General features: G+C 68.6%; 16 protein-coding genes. 12 read left to right on the top strand and 4 right to left on the bottom strand.

Annotation, left to right across the window (positions count from 1 at the left end):
* Nucleotides 1–16 precede the first annotated feature (16 nt).
* The 11 genes from BCR55_RS24935 (at nt 17) to BCR55_RS24985 (ending at nt 11,434) form a co-directional block, all read left to right on the top strand.
* On the top strand, nt 17–544 hold the full coding sequence (locus BCR55_RS24935; protein ID WP_006396778.1) for a cupin domain-containing protein: 528 nt from the start codon (nt 17–19) through the stop codon (nt 542–544).
* Between the two features lie 18 nt (nt 545–562).
* On the top strand, nt 563–1,459 hold the full coding sequence (locus BCR55_RS24940; RefSeq protein ID WP_065496359.1) for an alpha/beta fold hydrolase: 897 nt from the start codon (nt 563–565) through the stop codon (nt 1,457–1,459).
* Nucleotides 1,456–2,310, top strand: coding sequence for an IclR family transcriptional regulator (locus BCR55_RS24945; RefSeq protein WP_006396780.1), 855 nt, complete (start codon nt 1,456–1,458; stop codon nt 2,308–2,310). Before BCR55_RS24940 ends, BCR55_RS24945 begins: the two co-directional genes overlap by 4 nt.
* Nucleotides 2,307–3,104 (top strand): SDR family oxidoreductase, encoded by a 798-nt coding sequence (locus BCR55_RS24950; RefSeq protein WP_006396781.1) that lies wholly within the window; start codon nt 2,307–2,309, stop codon nt 3,102–3,104. Before BCR55_RS24945 ends, BCR55_RS24950 begins: the two co-directional genes overlap by 4 nt.
* Nucleotides 3,097–4,764 carry a thiamine pyrophosphate-binding protein gene (locus BCR55_RS24955; protein ID WP_012216808.1) on the top strand — a complete coding sequence of 556 codons (1,668 nt, stop codon included), beginning with the start codon at nt 3,097–3,099 and terminating at the stop codon, nt 4,762–4,764. Before BCR55_RS24950 ends, BCR55_RS24955 begins: the two co-directional genes overlap by 8 nt.
* The gene (locus tag BCR55_RS24960) at nt 4,757–5,587 is read left to right on the top strand and encodes an aspartate dehydrogenase (RefSeq protein WP_006403212.1); all 831 of its coding nucleotides are present in this window, start codon (nt 4,757–4,759) and stop codon (nt 5,585–5,587) included. The genes BCR55_RS24955 and BCR55_RS24960 overlap by 8 nt, the downstream gene beginning before the upstream one ends.
* 61 nt (nt 5,588–5,648) lie before the next feature.
* On the top strand, nt 5,649–7,139 hold the full coding sequence (locus tag BCR55_RS24965) for an aldehyde dehydrogenase (protein ID WP_006403213.1): 1,491 nt from the start codon (nt 5,649–5,651) through the stop codon (nt 7,137–7,139).
* A gap of 18 nt (nt 7,140–7,157) precedes the next feature.
* Nucleotides 7,158–8,120 carry a VOC family protein gene (locus tag BCR55_RS24970; RefSeq protein WP_065496361.1) on the top strand — a complete coding sequence of 321 codons (963 nt, stop codon included), beginning with the start codon at nt 7,158–7,160 and terminating at the stop codon, nt 8,118–8,120.
* Nucleotides 8,117–9,352, top strand: a complete 1,236-nt coding sequence (locus BCR55_RS24975) for an NAD(P)/FAD-dependent oxidoreductase (protein WP_065496364.1) — start codon at nt 8,117–8,119, stop codon at nt 9,350–9,352. Before BCR55_RS24970 ends, BCR55_RS24975 begins: the two co-directional genes overlap by 4 nt.
* A 37-nt stretch (nt 9,353–9,389) precedes the next feature.
* Nucleotides 9,390–10,790, top strand: a complete 1,401-nt coding sequence (locus tag BCR55_RS24980; RefSeq protein ID WP_065496366.1) for an MFS transporter — start codon at nt 9,390–9,392, stop codon at nt 10,788–10,790.
* Between the two features lie 239 nt (nt 10,791–11,029).
* On the top strand, nt 11,030–11,434 hold the full coding sequence (locus tag BCR55_RS24985) for a PPC domain-containing DNA-binding protein (RefSeq protein WP_053298495.1): 405 nt from the start codon (nt 11,030–11,032) through the stop codon (nt 11,432–11,434).
* Nucleotides 11,435–11,467: 33 nt separating this feature from the next.
* Here the strand turns inward: BCR55_RS24985 and BCR55_RS24990 are convergent, their stop codons facing one another.
* From BCR55_RS24990 to BCR55_RS25005, 4 genes are all read right to left on the bottom strand, one after another.
* Complete coding sequence (locus BCR55_RS24990; protein ID WP_065496371.1) at nt 11,468–12,709, bottom strand: DUF2252 family protein; 1,242 nt, start codon at nt 12,707–12,709, stop codon at nt 11,468–11,470.
* A gap of 48 nt (nt 12,710–12,757) precedes the next feature.
* A complete protein-coding gene (locus BCR55_RS24995; protein WP_065496373.1) occupies nt 12,758–14,044 on the bottom strand; it encodes an NRAMP family divalent metal transporter in 1,287 nt (428 codons plus the stop codon).
* A 257-nt stretch (nt 14,045–14,301) separates the two neighbouring features.
* Nucleotides 14,302–14,550, bottom strand: coding sequence for a hypothetical protein (locus BCR55_RS25000; RefSeq protein WP_006403221.1), 249 nt, complete (start codon nt 14,548–14,550; stop codon nt 14,302–14,304).
* A gap of 621 nt (nt 14,551–15,171) precedes the next feature.
* Nucleotides 15,172–15,606, bottom strand: a complete 435-nt coding sequence (locus BCR55_RS25005) for a universal stress protein (RefSeq protein WP_006410811.1) — start codon at nt 15,604–15,606, stop codon at nt 15,172–15,174.
* Between the two features lie 363 nt (nt 15,607–15,969).
* Between BCR55_RS25005 and BCR55_RS25010 the strand changes: the two genes are divergently transcribed.
* A complete protein-coding gene (locus BCR55_RS25010; RefSeq protein ID WP_053298426.1) occupies nt 15,970–17,454 on the top strand; it encodes an amidase in 1,485 nt (494 codons plus the stop codon).
* The last annotated feature ends 10 nt before the right edge of the window (nt 17,455–17,464 follow it).

Below are 17,464 nucleotides of genomic sequence, written 5' to 3' on the forward strand. Positions count from 1 at the left end.
CTTTGAGGAGATGACGATGGCGGACGCCGATATCGAACGCAAATCGTGGGATCAGCCGGAAGGCGCAACGTTCGGCGAGTGGATGGAAGGGCGTGTCGCGCGCTATGCGACGCGCCGCTACGACTGGGATGCGCTGAAGTTCCAGGCCGACTACGACCCGAAGTATCGCCGCGCGCAGATGCGCTATGTCGGCACGGGCGGCACGGGCGTCGCGAAGGACGTGAACACGGTGCCGGCCGGCAACTTCACGTTCTCGACGATGGTGATCCCGGCCGGCAACATCGGCCCGAGCCATATTCACATCGACGTCGAGGAAATCTTCTTCGTGCTGCGCGGCAAGATGAAGGTGATCTGCGAGCGCGACGGCGAAACGTGGGAAGCGATTCTTGGCGAGCGCGATCTGATTTCGGTGCCGCCCGGCGTGTATCGCACGGAGATCAACATCGGCGAGGAAGACGCGCTGATGTGCGTGATGCTCGGTTCGCCGAAGCCGATCACGCCGACGTATCCGCCCGATTCGCCGCTCGCGAAGATCAAGCGCTGACACGGAGCGGATGAAGCGATGAGTGTCGTCGACAAACGAGAACGCGACCGCACCGCGGCGTTCGCCACGCTGCTCGAGCGGTTTCCCGAGCAGCGCTGCGCCGCCGGCGCGGCGGGCACGATCGGTTATCGCGAGGCCGGTGCGCAGCATGCCGGCGCCGCGCTGCCCGTCGTGCTGCTGCACGGGATCGGCTCGGGCGCCGCGTCGTGGGTGCGCCAGCTCGACGCGCTCGGCGCTTCGCGCCGCGTGCTCGCGTGGGACGCGCCCGGCTACGGCGCATCGACGCCGGTGCACGGCGCATCGCCGTCGGCCGTCGATTACGCGGCGTCGCTCGACGCGTGGCTCGACGCGCTCGGCATCGCGCGCTGCGTGCTCGTCGGGCATTCGCTCGGCGCGATCGTCGCGGGCGGCATGGTGCGCGTGAAGCCCGAGCGGATCGCGGGGCTGCTGCTGATTTCGCCGGCCGGCGGTTACGGCAGCGCGCCGGCCGAGACGCGCGCGTCGCGCCGCGACGCGCGGCTCGCGATGCTCGCGGAACTCGGGCCTGCCGGGCTCGCCGCGCAGCGCAGCGGCAACATGCTGTCGGGCTTCGCGACCGAAGACGCGCGCGCATGGGTGCGCTGGAACATGGCGCGCATCGTGCCGGCCGGCTATGCGCAGGCCACGCATCTGCTCGCCAATGCCGATCTCGCGGCCGATCTCGCCGGGTTCCGCGGCCGCACGGCGGTGGCCGTGGGCGCGAACGACGCGATTACGCCGCCCGCGGCGTGCGAACGCATCGCGGCGGCCGCCGGCGTCGGACTGCAGGTGATTCCGCAGGCCGGCCACGCGGGCTACGTCGAGGCGCCCGACGTCTATTCGGCCTTGATCGACGCGTTCTGCCGGCAGTGCGACATCGAGCGGAGGGCGGCATGAGCGAACCGTTGCAGAGCGCGGCCGAACCTGCGAAGGCCGAAGCGAGCTACGTCGTGCCCGGCCTCGAGCGCGGGCTGCGGATTCTCGCCGAATTCTCGCCGCGCGAACCGGTACTCGGAGCGCCGGAGCTGTCGAAGCGGCTCGGCATTCCGCGCACGACCGTATTCCGTCTGCTGCAGACGCTGGAATCGCTCGGCTTTCTCGAGCGCGCCGACAAGGACCGCAACTACAAGCTCGGCATCGCGGTGCTGCGGCTCGGCTTCGAATATCTGAGCTCGCTCGAGCTGACCGATCTCGGCCTGCCCGTGATCGAAAGCCTGCGCGATGCGACCGGCTTCACGACGCACATCGTGATCCGCGACGGCCGCGACGTCGTGTTCGTTGCGAAGGCGCAGAGCGAGGCGCCCGTGTTCAGTTCGATTCGCGTGAACGTCGGTACGCGGCTGCCCGCGCACGCGACGACGCACGGTCACGTGCTGATGGGCGACCTGTCGCTGGACGAGCTGCGCGCGCTGTATCCGGAAGGCACGCTGCCGCGGATGACGAACGCGACGCCGGACACGGTCGACGCGCTGTACACCATGATCCGCGAGGATGCGCTGCGCGGATACGGCATCAGCAATTCGTCGTTCGAGCGCGGCATTTCGGTCGTCACCGCGCCGGTACGCAACGACACGCAGAAGATCGTCGCCTGCATCACGGTGACGGTGCCGCGCCCGGAGATCGACGCGACGCTGATCGCCGACGGGCTGATCGACAAGGTGCGGCGCGCGGCGGCCGAACTGTCGCGGCGGCTCAATTACCGCTCGGACGACGAACACACGTTTTTGAAGGCTTTGGGACTCCGATGATTCAGATCGATCTGACCGGGCAGGTCGCGGTGGTGACGGGCGGTTCGTCCGGCATCGGCCTCGCGACGGCCGAACGGTTCTTGCAGGCCGGCGCGTCGGTCGCGATTTGCGGCCGCGACGGCGAACGTCTCGCGCGCGCCGAGACGATGCTCGGCGAACGGTATCCGGGCGCGCCGCTGCTCGCCGTGCGCTGCAACGTGCTCGACGAAGCCGACGTGAGCGCGTTCGCGCAGGCCGTGTCGGACCGCTTCGGCCGCACCGACATGCTGGTCAACAACGCCGGCCAGGGCCGCGTGTCGACGTTCGCCGAGACGACCGACGACGCGTGGCGCGACGAGCTCGAGCTCAAGTACTTCAGCATCATCCGCCCGACGCGCGCGTTCCTGCCGATGCTGCGCGACGCGCCTGCGCCGACGATCACGTGCGTGAACTCGCTGCTCGCGCTGCAGCCGGAGCCGCACATGGTCGCGACCTCGTCCGCGCGCGCGGGCGTGCTGAGCCTCGTGAAGTCGCTCGCGACGGAACTGGCGCCGCAGCGGATCCGCGTGAACTCGATCCTGATCGGAATCGTCGAGTCCGGCCAGTGGCGCCGCCGCTACGAGGCGCAGGCGCAGCCCGGCGAAAGCTGGGAAGACTGGACCGGCGCGCTCGCGCGCAAGAAGAACATTCCGCTGAACCGCTTCGGCAAGCCCGACGAGGCCGCCTGGGCGCTTTTTTATCTCGCAACGCATCTGTCGTCCTACACGACGGGCAGCCATATCGACGTTTCTGGAGGCTTTGCACGCCATGTCTAAAAAAACCACGGTTGGCGAGCTGATTGCCGCCTTTCTCGAGCAGTGCGGCGTGAAGACCGCATTCGGTGTCATCTCGATCCACAACATGCCGATCCTCGACGCGATCAACACGCGCGGCAACATCCGCTACGTGGGCGCACGCGGCGAAGCCGGCGCGGTCAACATGGCCGACGGCCTCGCGCGCGTGTCGGGCGGCCTCGGCGTCGCGTTCACGAGCACCGGCACGGCGGCGGGCAATGCGGCCGGCGCGATGGTCGAGGCGCTGACGGCCGGCACCGCCCTGCTGCACATCACCGGGCAGATCGAAACGCCGTACCTCGATCAGGATCTCGCGTATATCCACGAAGCGCCCGATCAGCTGACGATGCTCGACGCGATCTCGAAGGCCGCATTCCGCGTGCGGACCGTCGAAACCGTGCTGCCGACGATCCGCGAAGCGGTGCGCATCGCGCAGACCGCGCCGACGGGCCCCGTGTCGGTCGAGATTCCGATCGACATCCAGGCGGCCGAGATCGAATGGCCGGAAGACCTCGCGCCCGCGCACGTCGCGGTGCGCGAGCACGACAGCGAGCGCGTCGCGAAGCTCGCCGACGCGCTCGCCTCGAAGCGCCGTCCGCTGCTGTGGCTCGGCGGCGGCGCGCGGCATGCGCGCGCCGAAGTCGAGCGCTTGGTGAAGCTCGGCTTCGGTGTCGTCACCAGCGTGCAGGGGCGCGGCGTGCTGCCCGAGGATCATCCGGCCACGCTCGGCGCGTTCAACGTGCATGCGGCCGTCGAAGCGTTCTACAAGACCTGCGATGCGCTCGTCGTCGTCGGTTCGCGGCTGCGCGGCAACGAAACGCTGAAGTACAAGCTCGCACTGCCGCAGCCGCTGTTCCGCATCGACGCGGATGCGCTCGCCGACAACCGCGGCTATCGCAACGCGCTGTTCGTGCACGGCGATTCGAAGCGCGTGCTCGCCGAACTCGCCGACCGTCTCGAAGGCCGGCTGTCGGTCGATCCGCAGTTCGCGGTCGATCTGGCCGGCGCGCGCGAACAGGCTGTGGCCGACGTGTCGAAGGGACTCGGGCCGTACAAACAGCTCGTCGACACGCTGCAGAATGCGGTCGGACGCGACTACAACTGGGTGCGCGACGTGACGATCTCGAACAGCACGTGGGGCAACCGGCTGCTGAAGATCTTCGAGCCGCGTGCGGGCGTGCATGCGCTCGGCGGCGGCATCGGCCAGGGCATCCAGATGGGGATCGGCGCGGCGCTCGCCGGCAGCGCCGCGAAGACGGTATGCCTGGTCGGCGACGGCGGGCTGATGGTGAACGTCGGCGAGCTCGTCACGGCCGTGCAGGAAAACGCGAACGTGATGATCGTGCTGATGAACGATCAGTGCTACGGCGTGATCCGCAACATCCAGGACGCGCACTACGGCGGCCGCCGCTGCTTCGTGCAGCTGCACCAGCCCGATTTCGCGCAGTTCTGCGCAAGCTTCGGCCTGACGCACTACCGCATCACGTCGCTCGACCAGGCCGAAGCGGTCGTGCGCGAAGGCCTCGCGAAGCAGGGGCCGGTGATGGTCGAGGTCGACATGCTGTCGGTCGGCTCGTTCGCTTCCGCGTTCGCGGGCCCGCCGGTGAAGAAGGAAGCGCCGGAGGAGCGCCAGTATGCGTAACGGCCACGCGCACCACGGGCATGCGCCCGTCGACGTCGCGATGATCGGCTTCGGTGCGATCGGCGCGGCCGTCTATCGCGCGGTCGAGCACGACGCGTCGCTGCGCGTCGCGCACGTGATCGTGCCCGAGCATCAGCGTGACGCCGTGCAGCGCGATCTCGGCGGCGCGGTGGAGGTCGTGTCGTCGGTCGACGCGCTGGCCCGCCGCCCCGAGTTCGCGCTCGAATGCGCGGGCCACAGCGCGCTCGTCGATCACGTCGTGCCGTTGCTGAAGTCGGGCACCGACTGCGCGGTGGCGTCGATCGGCGCGCTGTCCGATCTCGCGCTGCTCGACGCGCTGTCGCAGGCCGCCGACGAAGGCGACGCGACGCTGACGCTGCTCTCGGGCGCGATCGGCGGAATCGACGCACTCGCGTCCGCGAGGCAGGGCGGCCTCGACGAGGTGCTGTACGTCGGCCGCAAGCCGCCGCTCGGCTGGCTCGGCACGCCGGCCGAAGCCTTGTGCGACCTGCGCACGATGACGGAGGAAAAGGTGATCTTCGAAGGCACCGCGCGCGATGCCGCGCGGCTGTATCCGAAGAACGCGAACGTCGCGGCGACCGTTGCGCTGGCCGGCGTCGGCCTCGATGCGACGCGCGTGCGCCTGATCGCCGATCCGGCCGTCGCGCGCAACGTGCACCGCATCACCGCACGCGGTGCGTTCGGCGAGATGTCGCTCGAAATGAGCGGCAAGCCGCTGCCCGACAACCCGAAGACGTCCGCGCTGACCGCATTCAGCGCGATCCGCGCGCTGCGCAATCGCGCGGCCCGCTGCGTGATCTGACGATGCGGCCGACCGACCCGTTCGCGCCGCCGCGCGCACCGAAAGACCTGGGATTTGTGAAATGACTCCATTCGATACGAGCCTCGTACCCAACGGCGACATCCTGATCGGCGGCGAATGGCGGCGCGGCCGCGGCGCGCCGTATGCGAGCGTCTATCCGGCCGATCAGTCGCTGAACCTGGAAGTGTCGACCGCCAGTGCCGAAGACGCGGCCGACGCGATCGTCGCGGCCGACGCCGCGTGGCGCCGTGCCGACTGGGCCGGCCTCAAGCCGCATCAGCGCGCGCTCGTGCTGTACCGGATCGCCGATCTGATCATGCAGCGTCATGAAGCGCTCGCGCATCTGCAGCGCCGCGACAACGGCAAGCCGATCGGCGAGACGCGCGTGCTGGTCGCGAGCGCCGCGAATACGTTCCGCTACTACGCGGCGTGCCTCGAAACGCTGGACGAAGAGCTGACGCCGTCGCGCGGCGACTATCTGACGATGAGCGTCTACGAGCCGATCGGTGTGATCGCCGCGATCACGCCGTGGAATTCGCCGATCGCGTCCGACGCGCAGAAGCTCGCGCCGGCGCTCGCGGGCGGCAACGCCGTCGTGCTGAAGCCGGCCGAAGTCACGCCGCTCGCCTCGCTCGCGCTCGCGCGGATCTGCGAGGAAGCCGGCGTGCCGAAGGGCGTACTCAGCGTGCTGCCGGGCAAGGGCTCGGTGATCGGCGACGTGCTCGTGCGTCATCCGCTCGTGAAGAAGGTGTCGTTTACGGGCGGCACCGAGGTCGGTCGCGGGATCGCCCGCATTGCGGCGGAGAAGCTGATGCCGGTGTCGCTCGAGCTCGGCGGCAAGTCGCCGACGATCGTGTTCGACGACGCCGATCTCGATCATGCGGTCAACGGCGTCCTGTACGGCATCTTCAGCTCGTCGGGCGAAGCGTGCATCGCGGGCTCGCGGCTCTTCGTACAGCGCTCGGTGTACGACGCGTTCATGAAGCGGCTCGTCGACGGCGCGCGCAAGCTGCGCGTCGGCGATCCGGCGCGGCCCGACACGCAGATGGGGCCGCTGATCACCGCGAAGCATCGCGAGTCGGTCGAACGCTACGTCGCGCTCGGGCTCGACGAGGGCGGGCGGCTGCTCTGCGGCGGCGAACGGCCGACCGGCGACGGGCGCGAGAACGGTTTCTTCTATCAGCCGACGATCCTCGAAGGCCTGTCGAATCGCGCGCGCATCTGCCAGGAGGAAATCTTCGGGCCCGTCCTCGTGGCGATGCCGTTCGACGACGAGGCGTCGCTGATCGAGCAGGCGAACGACAGCGTGTTCGGCCTCGCGGCCGGCATCTGGACGCGCGACTACAAGCGTGCGTGGCGCGTCGCGCGCGCGCTCGAGACGGGCACCGTGTGGATCAATACGTACAAGCTGTTCTCGATCTCGACGCCGTTCTCCGGCTGGAAGGAGAGCGGGATGGGCCGCGAGAAGGGCCGCCTCGGGATCCGCGAGTACATGCAGCAGAAGAGCCTGTACTGGGGCTTGAACGACGCGCCGCTGCCGTGGGCGAACTGAGCGAAGAGGAATCACGCAATGACCATCTTGGGTATCGAGCAGATCACGTACGGCGTCGACGACCTCGCGACGTGCCGCCGCTTTTTCGCGGACTGGGGACTGAAGGAAGTCGCGCATGACGCGACGCACGCGCGCTTCGAGACGATGAACGGCTGTACGGTGCGCGTCGTGAAGGCCGACGATCCGGCGCTGCCGCCCGCGTTCGAGAGCGGCCCGACGCTGCGCGAGGTCACGTGGGGCGTCGCGACGCAGCCGGAACTCGGCGCGCTGCGCGGCAAGCTCGCCGGCCAGCCCGGCTACTACGCGCACGACGATGCAATCGGCTGCATCGATCCGAACGGGATGGCGATCCGCATCGAGGTCACGCGCAAGCGTGCGCTCGACATCACCGGTTCGCCGTCGAACGTATGGGGCAAGGCGCTGCGCGTCGACCAGCCGAGCCCCGTCTATGCGCGCGCGGAGCCGGTCGAGGTCGGGCATGTCGTGTTCTTCACGAACTGCCTCGACGAGCAGGAGCGCTTCTATCACGACCTGCTCGGCTTCGAGACCTCGGACCGCTATCCGGGCCGCGGTGCGTTCATGCGCTGCGCGCCGCACGGCGGCCATCACGACCTGTTCCTGCTCGCGCTGCCGAACGGCAAGCGCGGCCTGAACCACGTCGCGTTCACCGTGCGCGACATCCACGAGGTGTTCGGCGGCGGCATGCACATCGACCGCTGCGGGTGGCAGACGCAGCTCGGGCCCGGCCGTCATCCGGTGTCGTCGGCGTACTTCTGGTATTTCCAGAATCCGGCCGGCGGGCTGATCGAGTACTACGCGGACGAAGACGTGCTGACGCCCGACTGGCAGCCGCGCGAATTCGAGCCGGGCCCGACCGTGTTCGCCGAGTGGGCGGTCGACGGCGGCCTCGACGGCAACACGCGCCGGCAGAAGGACGCCAAGGCGCCGGAAGGCAAGTTCATGACGGAGCGCAAATCATGACCGACGCGAACACCGATGCGCCGCGCACGATCGTCGTGATCGGCGGCGGGCAGGCGGCCGGCTGGGTACTGAAGACGCTGCGCGCGGAAGGCTATGCGGGCCGTCTCGTGATGATCGCCGACGAGCCGCATCTGCCGTACGAGCGCCCGCCGTTATCGAAGGCCGTGCTGGCCGGCGACGCGGACATCGAGACCGTGCGCGTCGTGCGCCCGGACGAGTTCGACGCACTGAACGTCGAGGCCTGGCAGCCAGAACGCGCGGAATCGATCGACCGCGCGCGGCGCGTGGTGAAGACCGCGAGCGGTCGCGAGACCGAATACGACCGCCTCGTGATCGCGACCGGCGGCACGTCGCGACGGCTGCCCGACGCGGTCGTCCATACGTCGAACCTGCACTACCTGCGCACACTCGACGAGGCGGCCGCGCTCGGCGAGAAGCTGCGCGCGAGCCGGCGCGTGCTCGTGATCGGCGGCGGCTGGATCGGCCTCGAAGTCGCGGCGACCGCGCGCAAGCTCGGCGTCGACGCGGTCGTCGTCGAAGGCGCGCCGCGGCTGTGCGGCCGCTCGGTGCCGCCGATCGTGTCGGATTTTCTCTGCGACCTGCATCGCGCGAACGGCGTCGACGTGCGGCTCGGTGCTGCGCTCGCATCGCTCGACGCGCAACCGGACGACGCGTCGAAAGTGCGCGCGACGCTCACCGACGGCACGACGATCGACGCCGATTTCGCGGTGGCCGGCATCGGTCTCGCGCTGAACGCATCGCTGGCGAGCGACGCAGGGCTGGCCGTCGACGACGGCATCGTCGTCGACGAGTTCGGCACGACGAGCGACCCGGCGATCTTCGCGTGCGGCGACGTCGCGAATCATCACAACGGCTGGCTGAAGCGGCGCGTGCGGCTCGAATCGTGGGCCAATGCGCAGAACCAGGCGATCGCGGCCGCGAAGGCGGTGCTCGGCGTGCGCGCACCGTACGCCGAGATTCCCTGGTTCTGGTCCGATCAGTACGACGTGAACCTGCAGATCCTCGGCGATCTGCCGGCCGATGCGCAGCTCGTCGTGCGCGGCGATCTCGCCGCGCGCCGCGCAACGCTGTTTTTCCTCGGCGACGGGCATGTGAGAGGTGTCGTCGCCATCAACAACGCGCGCGAACTGAAGCTCGCGCGCAAGTGGATGAACCAGGGCCGGGCAGTGGATAGGGAAGCCCTGGCAGACACGACCAAGGCGCTTGCCTGAGCGGCCAGACCCACACGAGATCCAGGAGAGTTCCCGCATGAGCACTTTCGACAACGTCGTGGCCGGTCGGGCCGCGATGGAAGCTGCCGCCTCCACGCCCGGCGCGATCATCGCGCGGCTCGAGCGGCTTCCGGCCAATGCGATGCAAATCCGCGCGCGCATACTGATCGGTACCGCGACGTTCTTCGACGGCTTCGACGTGATCACGATCGCGGCGACGCTGCCGCTGCTGATTCACAAGTGGGGCTTGTCGCCGACGCAGATCGGCATGCTGATCGCATCGGGCGCGATCGGTCAGCTGATCGGCGCATTCCTGTTTCCCGCACTCGCGGAAAAGCACGGCCGCGTGAAGGCGATCGCGTGGAGCTCGGCCGTGATCGGCATCACGAGTATCGCCTGCGGCTTCGCGCCGACGTTCGAAGTATTCGTGCTGCTGCGGATCCTGCAGGGGCTCGGGCTCGGCGGTGAATTGCCGGTCGCCGCGACCTACATCAACGAGATCACGCGCGCACATGGCCGCGGCCGTTTCGTGCTGCTGTACGAGATCGTGTTCCCGATCGGTCTGCTCGTGTCGATGGCGCTCGGCGCGTGGCTCGTGCCGCGCTTCGGCTGGGAGATCATGTACTTCGTCGGCGGGTTGCCGCTGCTGCTGGCGCTCGTGCTCACGCACGTCGTGCCCGAGTCGCCTCGCTGGCTCGCGTCGCGCGGGCGGCTGGCCGAAGCCGACCGCGCCGTGAGCGCGTTCGAGACGTCGGTGCGCGGCGAGCTGCCGCCCGTCACGCAGACGGCCGCGTTCGACGAAATGGTGCGCCAGCATCCGAAGCGCCGGATGCTCGACCTGTTCAGCCGCGCGTACCGCAAGCGCACGCTCGCGATCGCGACGCTGTGGGCGACTTGCGGGTTCATCCAGTACGGGCTGTCGACGTGGCTGCCGACCATCTACAAGAACTTCTATCACGCACCGCTGCAGCTCGCGCTGAATCTCGCGGTGATCGGCTCGGTGATGGGCGTGCTCGGTTCGCTCGCGTCGGCGCTGCTCGTCGACAAGCTCGGCCGCAAGCCGGTGATCGTCTGGTCGTTCGTGCTGTGCGCACTGTCGCTGGCGCTCGCGGGCATCTATCACGCATCGTCGGTCTACGTCGTCGCGACGTTCTGCTCGCTGTCGCTCGGTCTGATGGCGTCGGGCTTCATTACCGCGTACGTCTATACGCCGGAGCAGTATCCGACGAGCATCCGCGCGTCGGGCTGCGGGCTCGGCAGCGCGTGGCTGAAGATCGCATCGTTCGCGGCGCCGATGATCGTGCCGCACGCGATCATTGGCGGCGATCTGAGCCCGGCGTTCTATCTGCTCGGCGCGGTGCCGCTGATTGCGGCCGTTACCGTGTACTTCGTCGGGATCGAGACGAAGGGCAAGGTGCTCGAAGCGCTCGAGGCGTAAGCGCAGCCGGCCGCGATGGCCGGCTTGCCGCACGAAACGCGAAAGGTCCGGGCCTGGTCCTAGCGTCGTTGCGTTCGCGCACTCGCGAGCGTGCGCGGCGAACGGCGGTCGCCGTATCGGTGTCACGTCGCTCCGCTGCTCGCGCCCATGCGCTGCCGTATGTACTCGGGCGGCGCACTTGCCCGATCGCAGCGTCGAACGTACGCTTGGTCGACGCCTTCCTTTCGCAGGTATCGACGATGCAAGCCCATCCTCTGCGTCTTTCCCCCGGCGACGATCTGCGCGCGTCCATCGAGCACGCGCTGCGGCGGCTCGGCGCGCACGCGGCCTTCGTGCTGCAGGGCATCGGCAGTCTCGACGCCGCGCAGTTGCGTTTCGCCGGCGTCGACGCGCCGACCGAACTGCGCGGCGATCTGGAAATCCTCACGCTGGCCGGCTCCGTCTCGCCGCACGGCGCGCATCTGCATATGTCGGTGTCGGACGCGCACGGCCACGTATCGGGCGGCCACGTCGCGCACGGCTGCATCGTGCGGACGACCGCCGAGATATTGCTCGCGCTGTTGCCCGAGCATCGCTTCTCCCGCGAACCGGACGCGCGCACCGGTTTCGACGAACTCGTGATTCGCACGAACGACGGCCGTTGATCGCGCGGGCCGCGAGCGATGCGTGCCGTCCGCTCAGCCGAGCGTCGTGCCGAGCACGTAGCGCCGGCAATGTTCGAGATAAGCTTCTTCGTGCGTGGCCATCAATTCGATGATGCTGCGCCACAGCCATGAAGGCGCGTCGACAGTCTTGGCATGCTGGCTGCGCAGCGCCGCGCGCCATGCCCGTTGCGTCGCGCCGTCCATCTGTGCCGCATGCGCGCGGCCGATCACGCGCGCCAGATAACGCGCGGCCGCGATCGCATCGTCCTCCGACAGCCGTTCCGCTTCGAGCTTCAGATCCTGCGGCATCAGTTCGCGAATCACGACCGAATGCCCGTCGAGGCGCGCCGCGCACATCCGGCTTCCGAGCATCGGCGACAGATGGCGCGCACCTTCGACCACGCGCTGGGCCGCATCGCGCGGCATTTGCGCGCCGCGATGCATCGGCGCCTTGGCGGCCGCGGCCTCCTTGATGTCGATCAGGCAGGGCGGGTGGCCGTCCGCACAGCCGTCGTCGATATCGAGCATGACCGCGAAGCGCCGCCGCCCGAGCGAACTGCAGCCCTTGACCCAATACGCGGCGTCGAGCACTTTCATCTTCGCGTTGCTGCGCGCGGTGGGGCTCAGCGCCGCGCCGATCGGGGACACCGAGGCCGATTCGAACAGTGCGTGAATCGCGGCGCGCTCGTCGTCGGACAGCGGCCAGAAGCGCTTGCCGAGCGGAATGCGCGGCGCGGCATCGCGGATCGTCTGCCGATCGAGCTTGCGCCACGAACGATGCAACGCGGCCTTCATCGCGATCTTCACGGCGGCCGGACGCGCGTCGCCCTCGCCGTCGTTGCGTCGGCGAGGATCGAACGCCTGCTCGTAGCCGGTGATCAGCGCTTCGATCATTCGCCACGTGATGATGCCGGGCAGATCGGAGCTGCGCGCCGCGGTCGCGACGGAGAAGCCGAGCCGCAGCAGGTCGTGCGCCGGGTTGCCGATCACGCTCTGGTCGAGATCGCGAATCTGCACCGCGACTTCGCCGGTTTTGTCCGCAACGGGGCCGAGATTGCCCAGATGGCAGTCGCCGCCGATCCAGACGGCCGGGCCCTCGGGCACCGCGCCCGACCGGTGCTCCGCGAGCCACGCATAGAAGCGCTCGGCGCTGCCGCGCGTGAAGGTGTGGATCGAGCGCGCCATCTTGCGGCTGCGCAGGCTCGCGAGAACCTGCGCGCGCGCGTCGCTGGCAGGCAGCGCCGATCGCGCGGTTTTTCTGGCCTTCCCGGGCACGATCCCCTCCGTCTTGATGTCGTCTGTCGAGCGCCGAGCGCGCGCGGCCTAGCCCGGCACGAACACGCCGAGCGCGGCGATCGCCATTGCGAACGTCGCGATCCATCCGCCCCATTTCAGCGGGCCTTTCACCGCAAATTCGCCCATGATGCGCGTGCTGCCGGCCATCAGCATCATCACGACCATGATCGGCGCGGCCGTGACGCCGTTGATCACGGCGCTCCAGTACAGCGCGCGGATCGGATCGAAATGCATGAAGGTGATCGCGATGCCGCCGACGATCGCCAGCGCGATGACCGCGTAGAACTCGCGTGCGACGCCGAACTCGAGCGCGAGGCTGTTGCGCCAGCGGAACGTGCCGGCCGCCGCATACGCAGCGGATCCGGCGAGCACCGGCAGCGCCAGCAGCCCGGTGCCGATGATGCCGAGCGCGAACAGCACGTAGGCGAAGTGTCCGGCGAGCGGTTCGAGCGCGCGTGCGGCATCGGCGGACGTCTTGACGTCGATGTGATGCGCGTTCAGCGTGGCGGCCGCCGTCAGCGTGATGAAGAACCCGATCAGATTCGATACGCCCATGCCGACCCACGTGTCCACGCTGATGCGGCGCAATTGCGCCGGTGCCTGATGCGGCGCGCGGCGCAGCGAGTGCGCGTGCGGCGCGGCCTCCAGTTCCTCGACTTCCTGCGATGCCTGCCAGAAGAACAGGTACGGGCTGATCGTGGTGCCGAGCACGGCGACGACGGTCGTGAAGTAGGCCGCGCTTGGCTGCACGTGCGGCCGCACGAGGGCGCGACCGACTTCGCTCCAGGGCACGGGCACGATCAGCGCCACCGCCACGTACGCGAGCAGCACCAGCGCGATCCATTTGAGCAGTCGCGCGTAGCGTTCGTACGGAACGAAGATCTGCAGCAGCACCGACACGCCGCCCAGACAGACGACGTACAGCTGTTGCGGGCCGTGCAGCAGCAGGTCGACGGCGGCGCCCATCGCCGACAGGTCGGCCGCGATGTTGATCACGTTCGCGATCAGCAGCAGTGCGACGGTCGCATACAGCAGCCAGCGCGGATAGTGCGTGCGCATGTTGGACGCGAGGCCCTTGCCGGTCACGCGGCCGATGCGCGCGCTGACGAGCTGGATGGCCGTCATCAGCGGATAGGTCAGCAGCAGCGACCACAGCAGTTCGAACCCGAATTGCGCGCCGGCCTGCGAGTACGTGCCGATGCCGGACGGATCGTCGTCGGCAGCGCCGGTGATGAGTCCCGGCCCGAGGCGTCGCAGCCACGTTGCGGCGTGAGGGCGATCCGCCGGCGGATTGCTGGACTCGGTGTCGTTCATGATCGCGGCCCGTGGAGAGGGGCCAATCGGGGCGCAATTCCCGTGCCCGCGCGCACGGCGGGCAATGGTACGGGCGGCGTTTTCAGGAAGCAGAGCGCGCCGGACAAGGCGCACGGCGTGATCGTCGCGGATTCAGTTGAACGGGCAGTGCGGCGGGAAAAGACGACGACGACGGCGAGCGCAGTCGCCGTCGCTTTGCATCGTCGGCGGGAGGCGTGGGAGCGTGCCGGCCGGCCGACGCCGGTCGGCGTGCGGCGTCAGCGAGCCGCCATCGCGACGTCCTGATCGGCACGCCCGGTGACGAGACAGCCCGACATGAACGCTTCGCGCTGGCTGTCGGCGGCGGCGCTGCCGAAGCCGCGGCCGAGCGCGTCGTACCGCACCTGTTCGGCCCGCTCCGCACACGCGGCCGGGCCGGCGTCGCGGCCTTGCGCGTGCAGCATCGCGCGATCGCCGATCAGATAAACCAGCAGCGCGAAAAATGCGATGTGTACGGCTCGTCTCATGGTTCGTCTCCTTATGGTCCAAGCGTAACGCGGACGCACCACGCCGAGCACTTGGGGCTTCCCCCGGTAAACGTCTGTTGAAAGGGCGCGGCCGGTGCCTTGCGCCGGCCGTTTTTTCGCTACGGCGGCTCGCGGGTAGCGGAGCCGGCGCGCAAGGGCGCGGAGATCGACGCCAGTTTGACGAATATCAGAGTGCGGGAAGCGCGAGACGGTCGTATTGCCGGTCGCGGCGATAGCATGAGCTCATGCGCTGACCGAACGCAGTGGGCGACAAGCGGTAAGCGTATGCGCTCCGGTTCCGGTCGAGCGTGTACGTGTCCAACCTATCGCTATCGAACAGTGAGGAATCCAAATGCTTAACGTCACTTCCGTCCTGATCAGCATGGCGCCGTTGTGGGCGATCCTGCTGCTCGCGTCTTCCGCGGCGACCTATCTCGTGTTTTGGCGCAAGGCAATCAAGTAAGCGCGACGGCGCGCATTGCGCGACGGCCAACGGCCGACCGGAGTCGGTCCGCCGGCATCGCGGGCATCGGCACGCGTGCGCCGGCAGTCTCGTTCGCGATGCAGCGCGTCAGACGTCGGCGCGAACTACGCGCTCCCCAATCCGGCGCACCGCGACGCTCATCGCACCGTCGTGATCGGCACGTTCGAGATGCGCATGAGGCGGTCTATCACGCTGCGTCTGAACATCGACATGACGGTGTGAAACGGATCACGCTTCGGCGCCACGACGACGATTTCATCGCAGCCCGTCTCGGCGGCTGCTGCCGCGATCGACGCGGCCACCGGCCCGACTTTCTGCACGACGCTGTAGCGAACGCCGGCTTCCTGCAGGATCCGCCGAGCGCTCGCGAGGTCGTCGTTCGCGAACTTTTCCTCGATCGACCGCAGCCGCGACAGCGGATGAAACGCCTCGAGCCGTGTGGCCTCGAGCGGCGGCTGGACGTTGACCAGCACGACTTCCGACGCGCACCGTTCGCGGTAGAGGAAGGCCGCATGGCGAACCGCCTGAAGCGAACGGGGAGCATGACCGACCGGAACCAGCAGCTTGAGCATCGACGGTATCCCGTAATCGACAGGCTTTCAGCGTAATGCGCGATCGCAGCGAGCGGTCTAAAAAGTCCGCACGGTCGCGTAAAAATGTCGTCAACGCTGACGATCGTGTTGCGCTTATTGGAAATATAAGAAATTTAACTTTATGCGCATAAACGATTTCACCGATCGGCTGCCCGGCATGGCGACCGGCTCGATTGCTGCGCCGATTCAGTCGGATTCTCGATGAATGTCCGTGGAAAATATCGGAGGTCGCGCCGCGCGCGTCGCGTAGAGTAGAGCGACGACGACCGGCGCGCCGCGCCCGCCGCGACGCGCGGCCGTCACGATACGGTCCGGCTTCCCATTCGATTTCAGGAGACCCGCATGCCGCACGGCGCCCCGCAGCTTCTCGCTCCCGCTTCCATCACCGTCGACCCGATCGTGCGCCTGTCGGCCGGCGAGCTCGCCTCGGCGATCCGCAGCAAGGCCGTGTCGTGCGTCGAGACGATGCGCGCGTATCTCGATCACATCGAGCGCGTGAACGGCGCCGTGAACGCGATCGTCGCGCTGCGCGACCGCGACGCGCTGCTCGGCGAAGCCGCGGACAAGGACGCGGCGCTCGCGCGCGGCGAATATCACGGCTGGCTGCACGGGATGCCGCAGGCGCCGAAAGATCTCGCGATGACGAAGGGGCTCGTGACGACCTACGGCTCGCGGATCTTCAGCGATCACGTGCCGCAGGCCGATTCGGTCGGCGTCGCGCGGATGCGCGCGGCCGGCGCGATCTTCATCGGCAAGACCAATACGCCGGAGTTCGGCCTCGGTTCGCACACGTTCAACGACGTATACGGCGCGACGCGCAATCCGTACGACCTGACGAAGAGCGCGGGCGGCAGCAGCGGCGGCACGGCCGCCGCGCTCGCATCGCGGATGCTGCCTGTGGCCGACGGCAGCGACTTCGGCGGCTCGCTGCGCAATCCGGCCGCGTTCTGCAACATCTACGGCTTCCGCCCGTCGCAGGGCCGCGTGCCGCGCTGGCCGGGCGTCGACGTCTACATGCAGCAGCTCGGCATCGAAGGCCCGATGGGCCGCACGGTCGGCGACGTCGCGCAACTGCTCGCGATCCAGGCCGGCTACGATCCGAACGATCCGTTGTCGCTCGCCGACGATCCGGCCGTGTTCGGGCAGCCGCTCGAGGCGGACGTGAAGGGCACGCGCATCGCCTGGGTCGGCGACTGGAACGGCTATCTCGCGACGGAGCCCGGCGTGCTCGCGCAGTGCGAGCAGGGGCTCGCGACGCTGCGCGACATCGGTTGCGACGTCGATGCGGCGTTGCCCGCATTCGCGCCGGAGCGCATCTGGCGCCTGTGGCTCGCGCATCGGCATCTGCTGTCGGGCGGCGGGCTGCTCGCGCACTATCGCGACCCGGCGCGCCGTGCGCTGCTGAAGCCGGAAGCGATCTACGAGGTCGAAGGGCTGCTCGCGATGCAGGGCGCCGCGGTGTTCGACGCGAGCGTCGAGCGCACCGCGTGGCATCAGGCCGTGCTGCGTTTTTTCGATCGCTACGACTTCATCGCGGCGCCGACTGCGCAGGTATTTCCGTTCGACGTCGAGCAGCGCTGGCCGAACGAAATCGCGGGGCGCGCGATGGACACCTATCATCGCTGGATGGAAACGGTCGTCCCGTGGACGCTGGCCGGCTGCCCGGTGATCAGCGTGCCGGTCGGCTTCAACGAGGCAGGGCTGCCGATGGGGATGCAGCTGATCGGGCGTCCGCGCGCCGATCTCGCCGTGTTGCAGCTTGCGCGCGGCTACGAGCGCGCGGCCGACTGGGTCGGTCGCCGGCTGCCGGCGTGGATGGCCGCGTGACGCGATGAGG

This window comes from Burkholderia sp. CCA53 (genome assembly GCF_001685525.1).
In the GTDB taxonomy this organism is placed as follows: Bacteria; Pseudomonadota; Gammaproteobacteria; order Burkholderiales; family Burkholderiaceae; genus Burkholderia; species Burkholderia multivorans.

Coding starts and splice junctions, on each gene's coding strand:
- BCR55_RS24935 (WP_006396778.1), top strand. CDS start 17: ATGGCGGACGCCGATATCGAACGCAAATCGTGGGATCAGCCGGAAGGC.
- BCR55_RS24980 (WP_065496366.1), top strand. CDS start 9,390: ATGAGCACTTTCGACAACGTCGTGGCCGGTCGGGCCGCGATGGAAGCT.
- BCR55_RS25010 (WP_053298426.1), top strand. CDS start 15,970: ATGCCGCACGGCGCCCCGCAGCTTCTCGCTCCCGCTTCCATCACCGTC.
- BCR55_RS24965 (WP_006403213.1), top strand. CDS start 5,649: ATGACTCCATTCGATACGAGCCTCGTACCCAACGGCGACATCCTGATC.
- BCR55_RS25000 (WP_006403221.1), bottom strand. CDS start 14,550: ATGAGACGAGCCGTACACATCGCATTTTTCGCGCTGCTGGTTTATCTG.
- BCR55_RS24955 (WP_012216808.1), top strand. CDS start 3,097: ATGTCTAAAAAAACCACGGTTGGCGAGCTGATTGCCGCCTTTCTCGAG.
- BCR55_RS24960 (WP_006403212.1), top strand. CDS start 4,757: ATGCGTAACGGCCACGCGCACCACGGGCATGCGCCCGTCGACGTCGCG.
- BCR55_RS24950 (WP_006396781.1), top strand. CDS start 2,307: ATGATTCAGATCGATCTGACCGGGCAGGTCGCGGTGGTGACGGGCGGT.
- BCR55_RS24985 (WP_053298495.1), top strand. CDS start 11,030: ATGCAAGCCCATCCTCTGCGTCTTTCCCCCGGCGACGATCTGCGCGCG.
- BCR55_RS24940 (WP_065496359.1), top strand. CDS start 563: ATGAGTGTCGTCGACAAACGAGAACGCGACCGCACCGCGGCGTTCGCC.
- BCR55_RS24995 (WP_065496373.1), bottom strand. CDS start 14,044: ATGAACGACACCGAGTCCAGCAATCCGCCGGCGGATCGCCCTCACGCC.
- BCR55_RS25005 (WP_006410811.1), bottom strand. CDS start 15,606: ATGCTCAAGCTGCTGGTTCCGGTCGGTCATGCTCCCCGTTCGCTTCAG.
- BCR55_RS24970 (WP_065496361.1), top strand. CDS start 7,158: ATGACCATCTTGGGTATCGAGCAGATCACGTACGGCGTCGACGACCTC.
- BCR55_RS24945 (WP_006396780.1), top strand. CDS start 1,456: ATGAGCGAACCGTTGCAGAGCGCGGCCGAACCTGCGAAGGCCGAAGCG.
- BCR55_RS24975 (WP_065496364.1), top strand. CDS start 8,117: ATGACCGACGCGAACACCGATGCGCCGCGCACGATCGTCGTGATCGGC.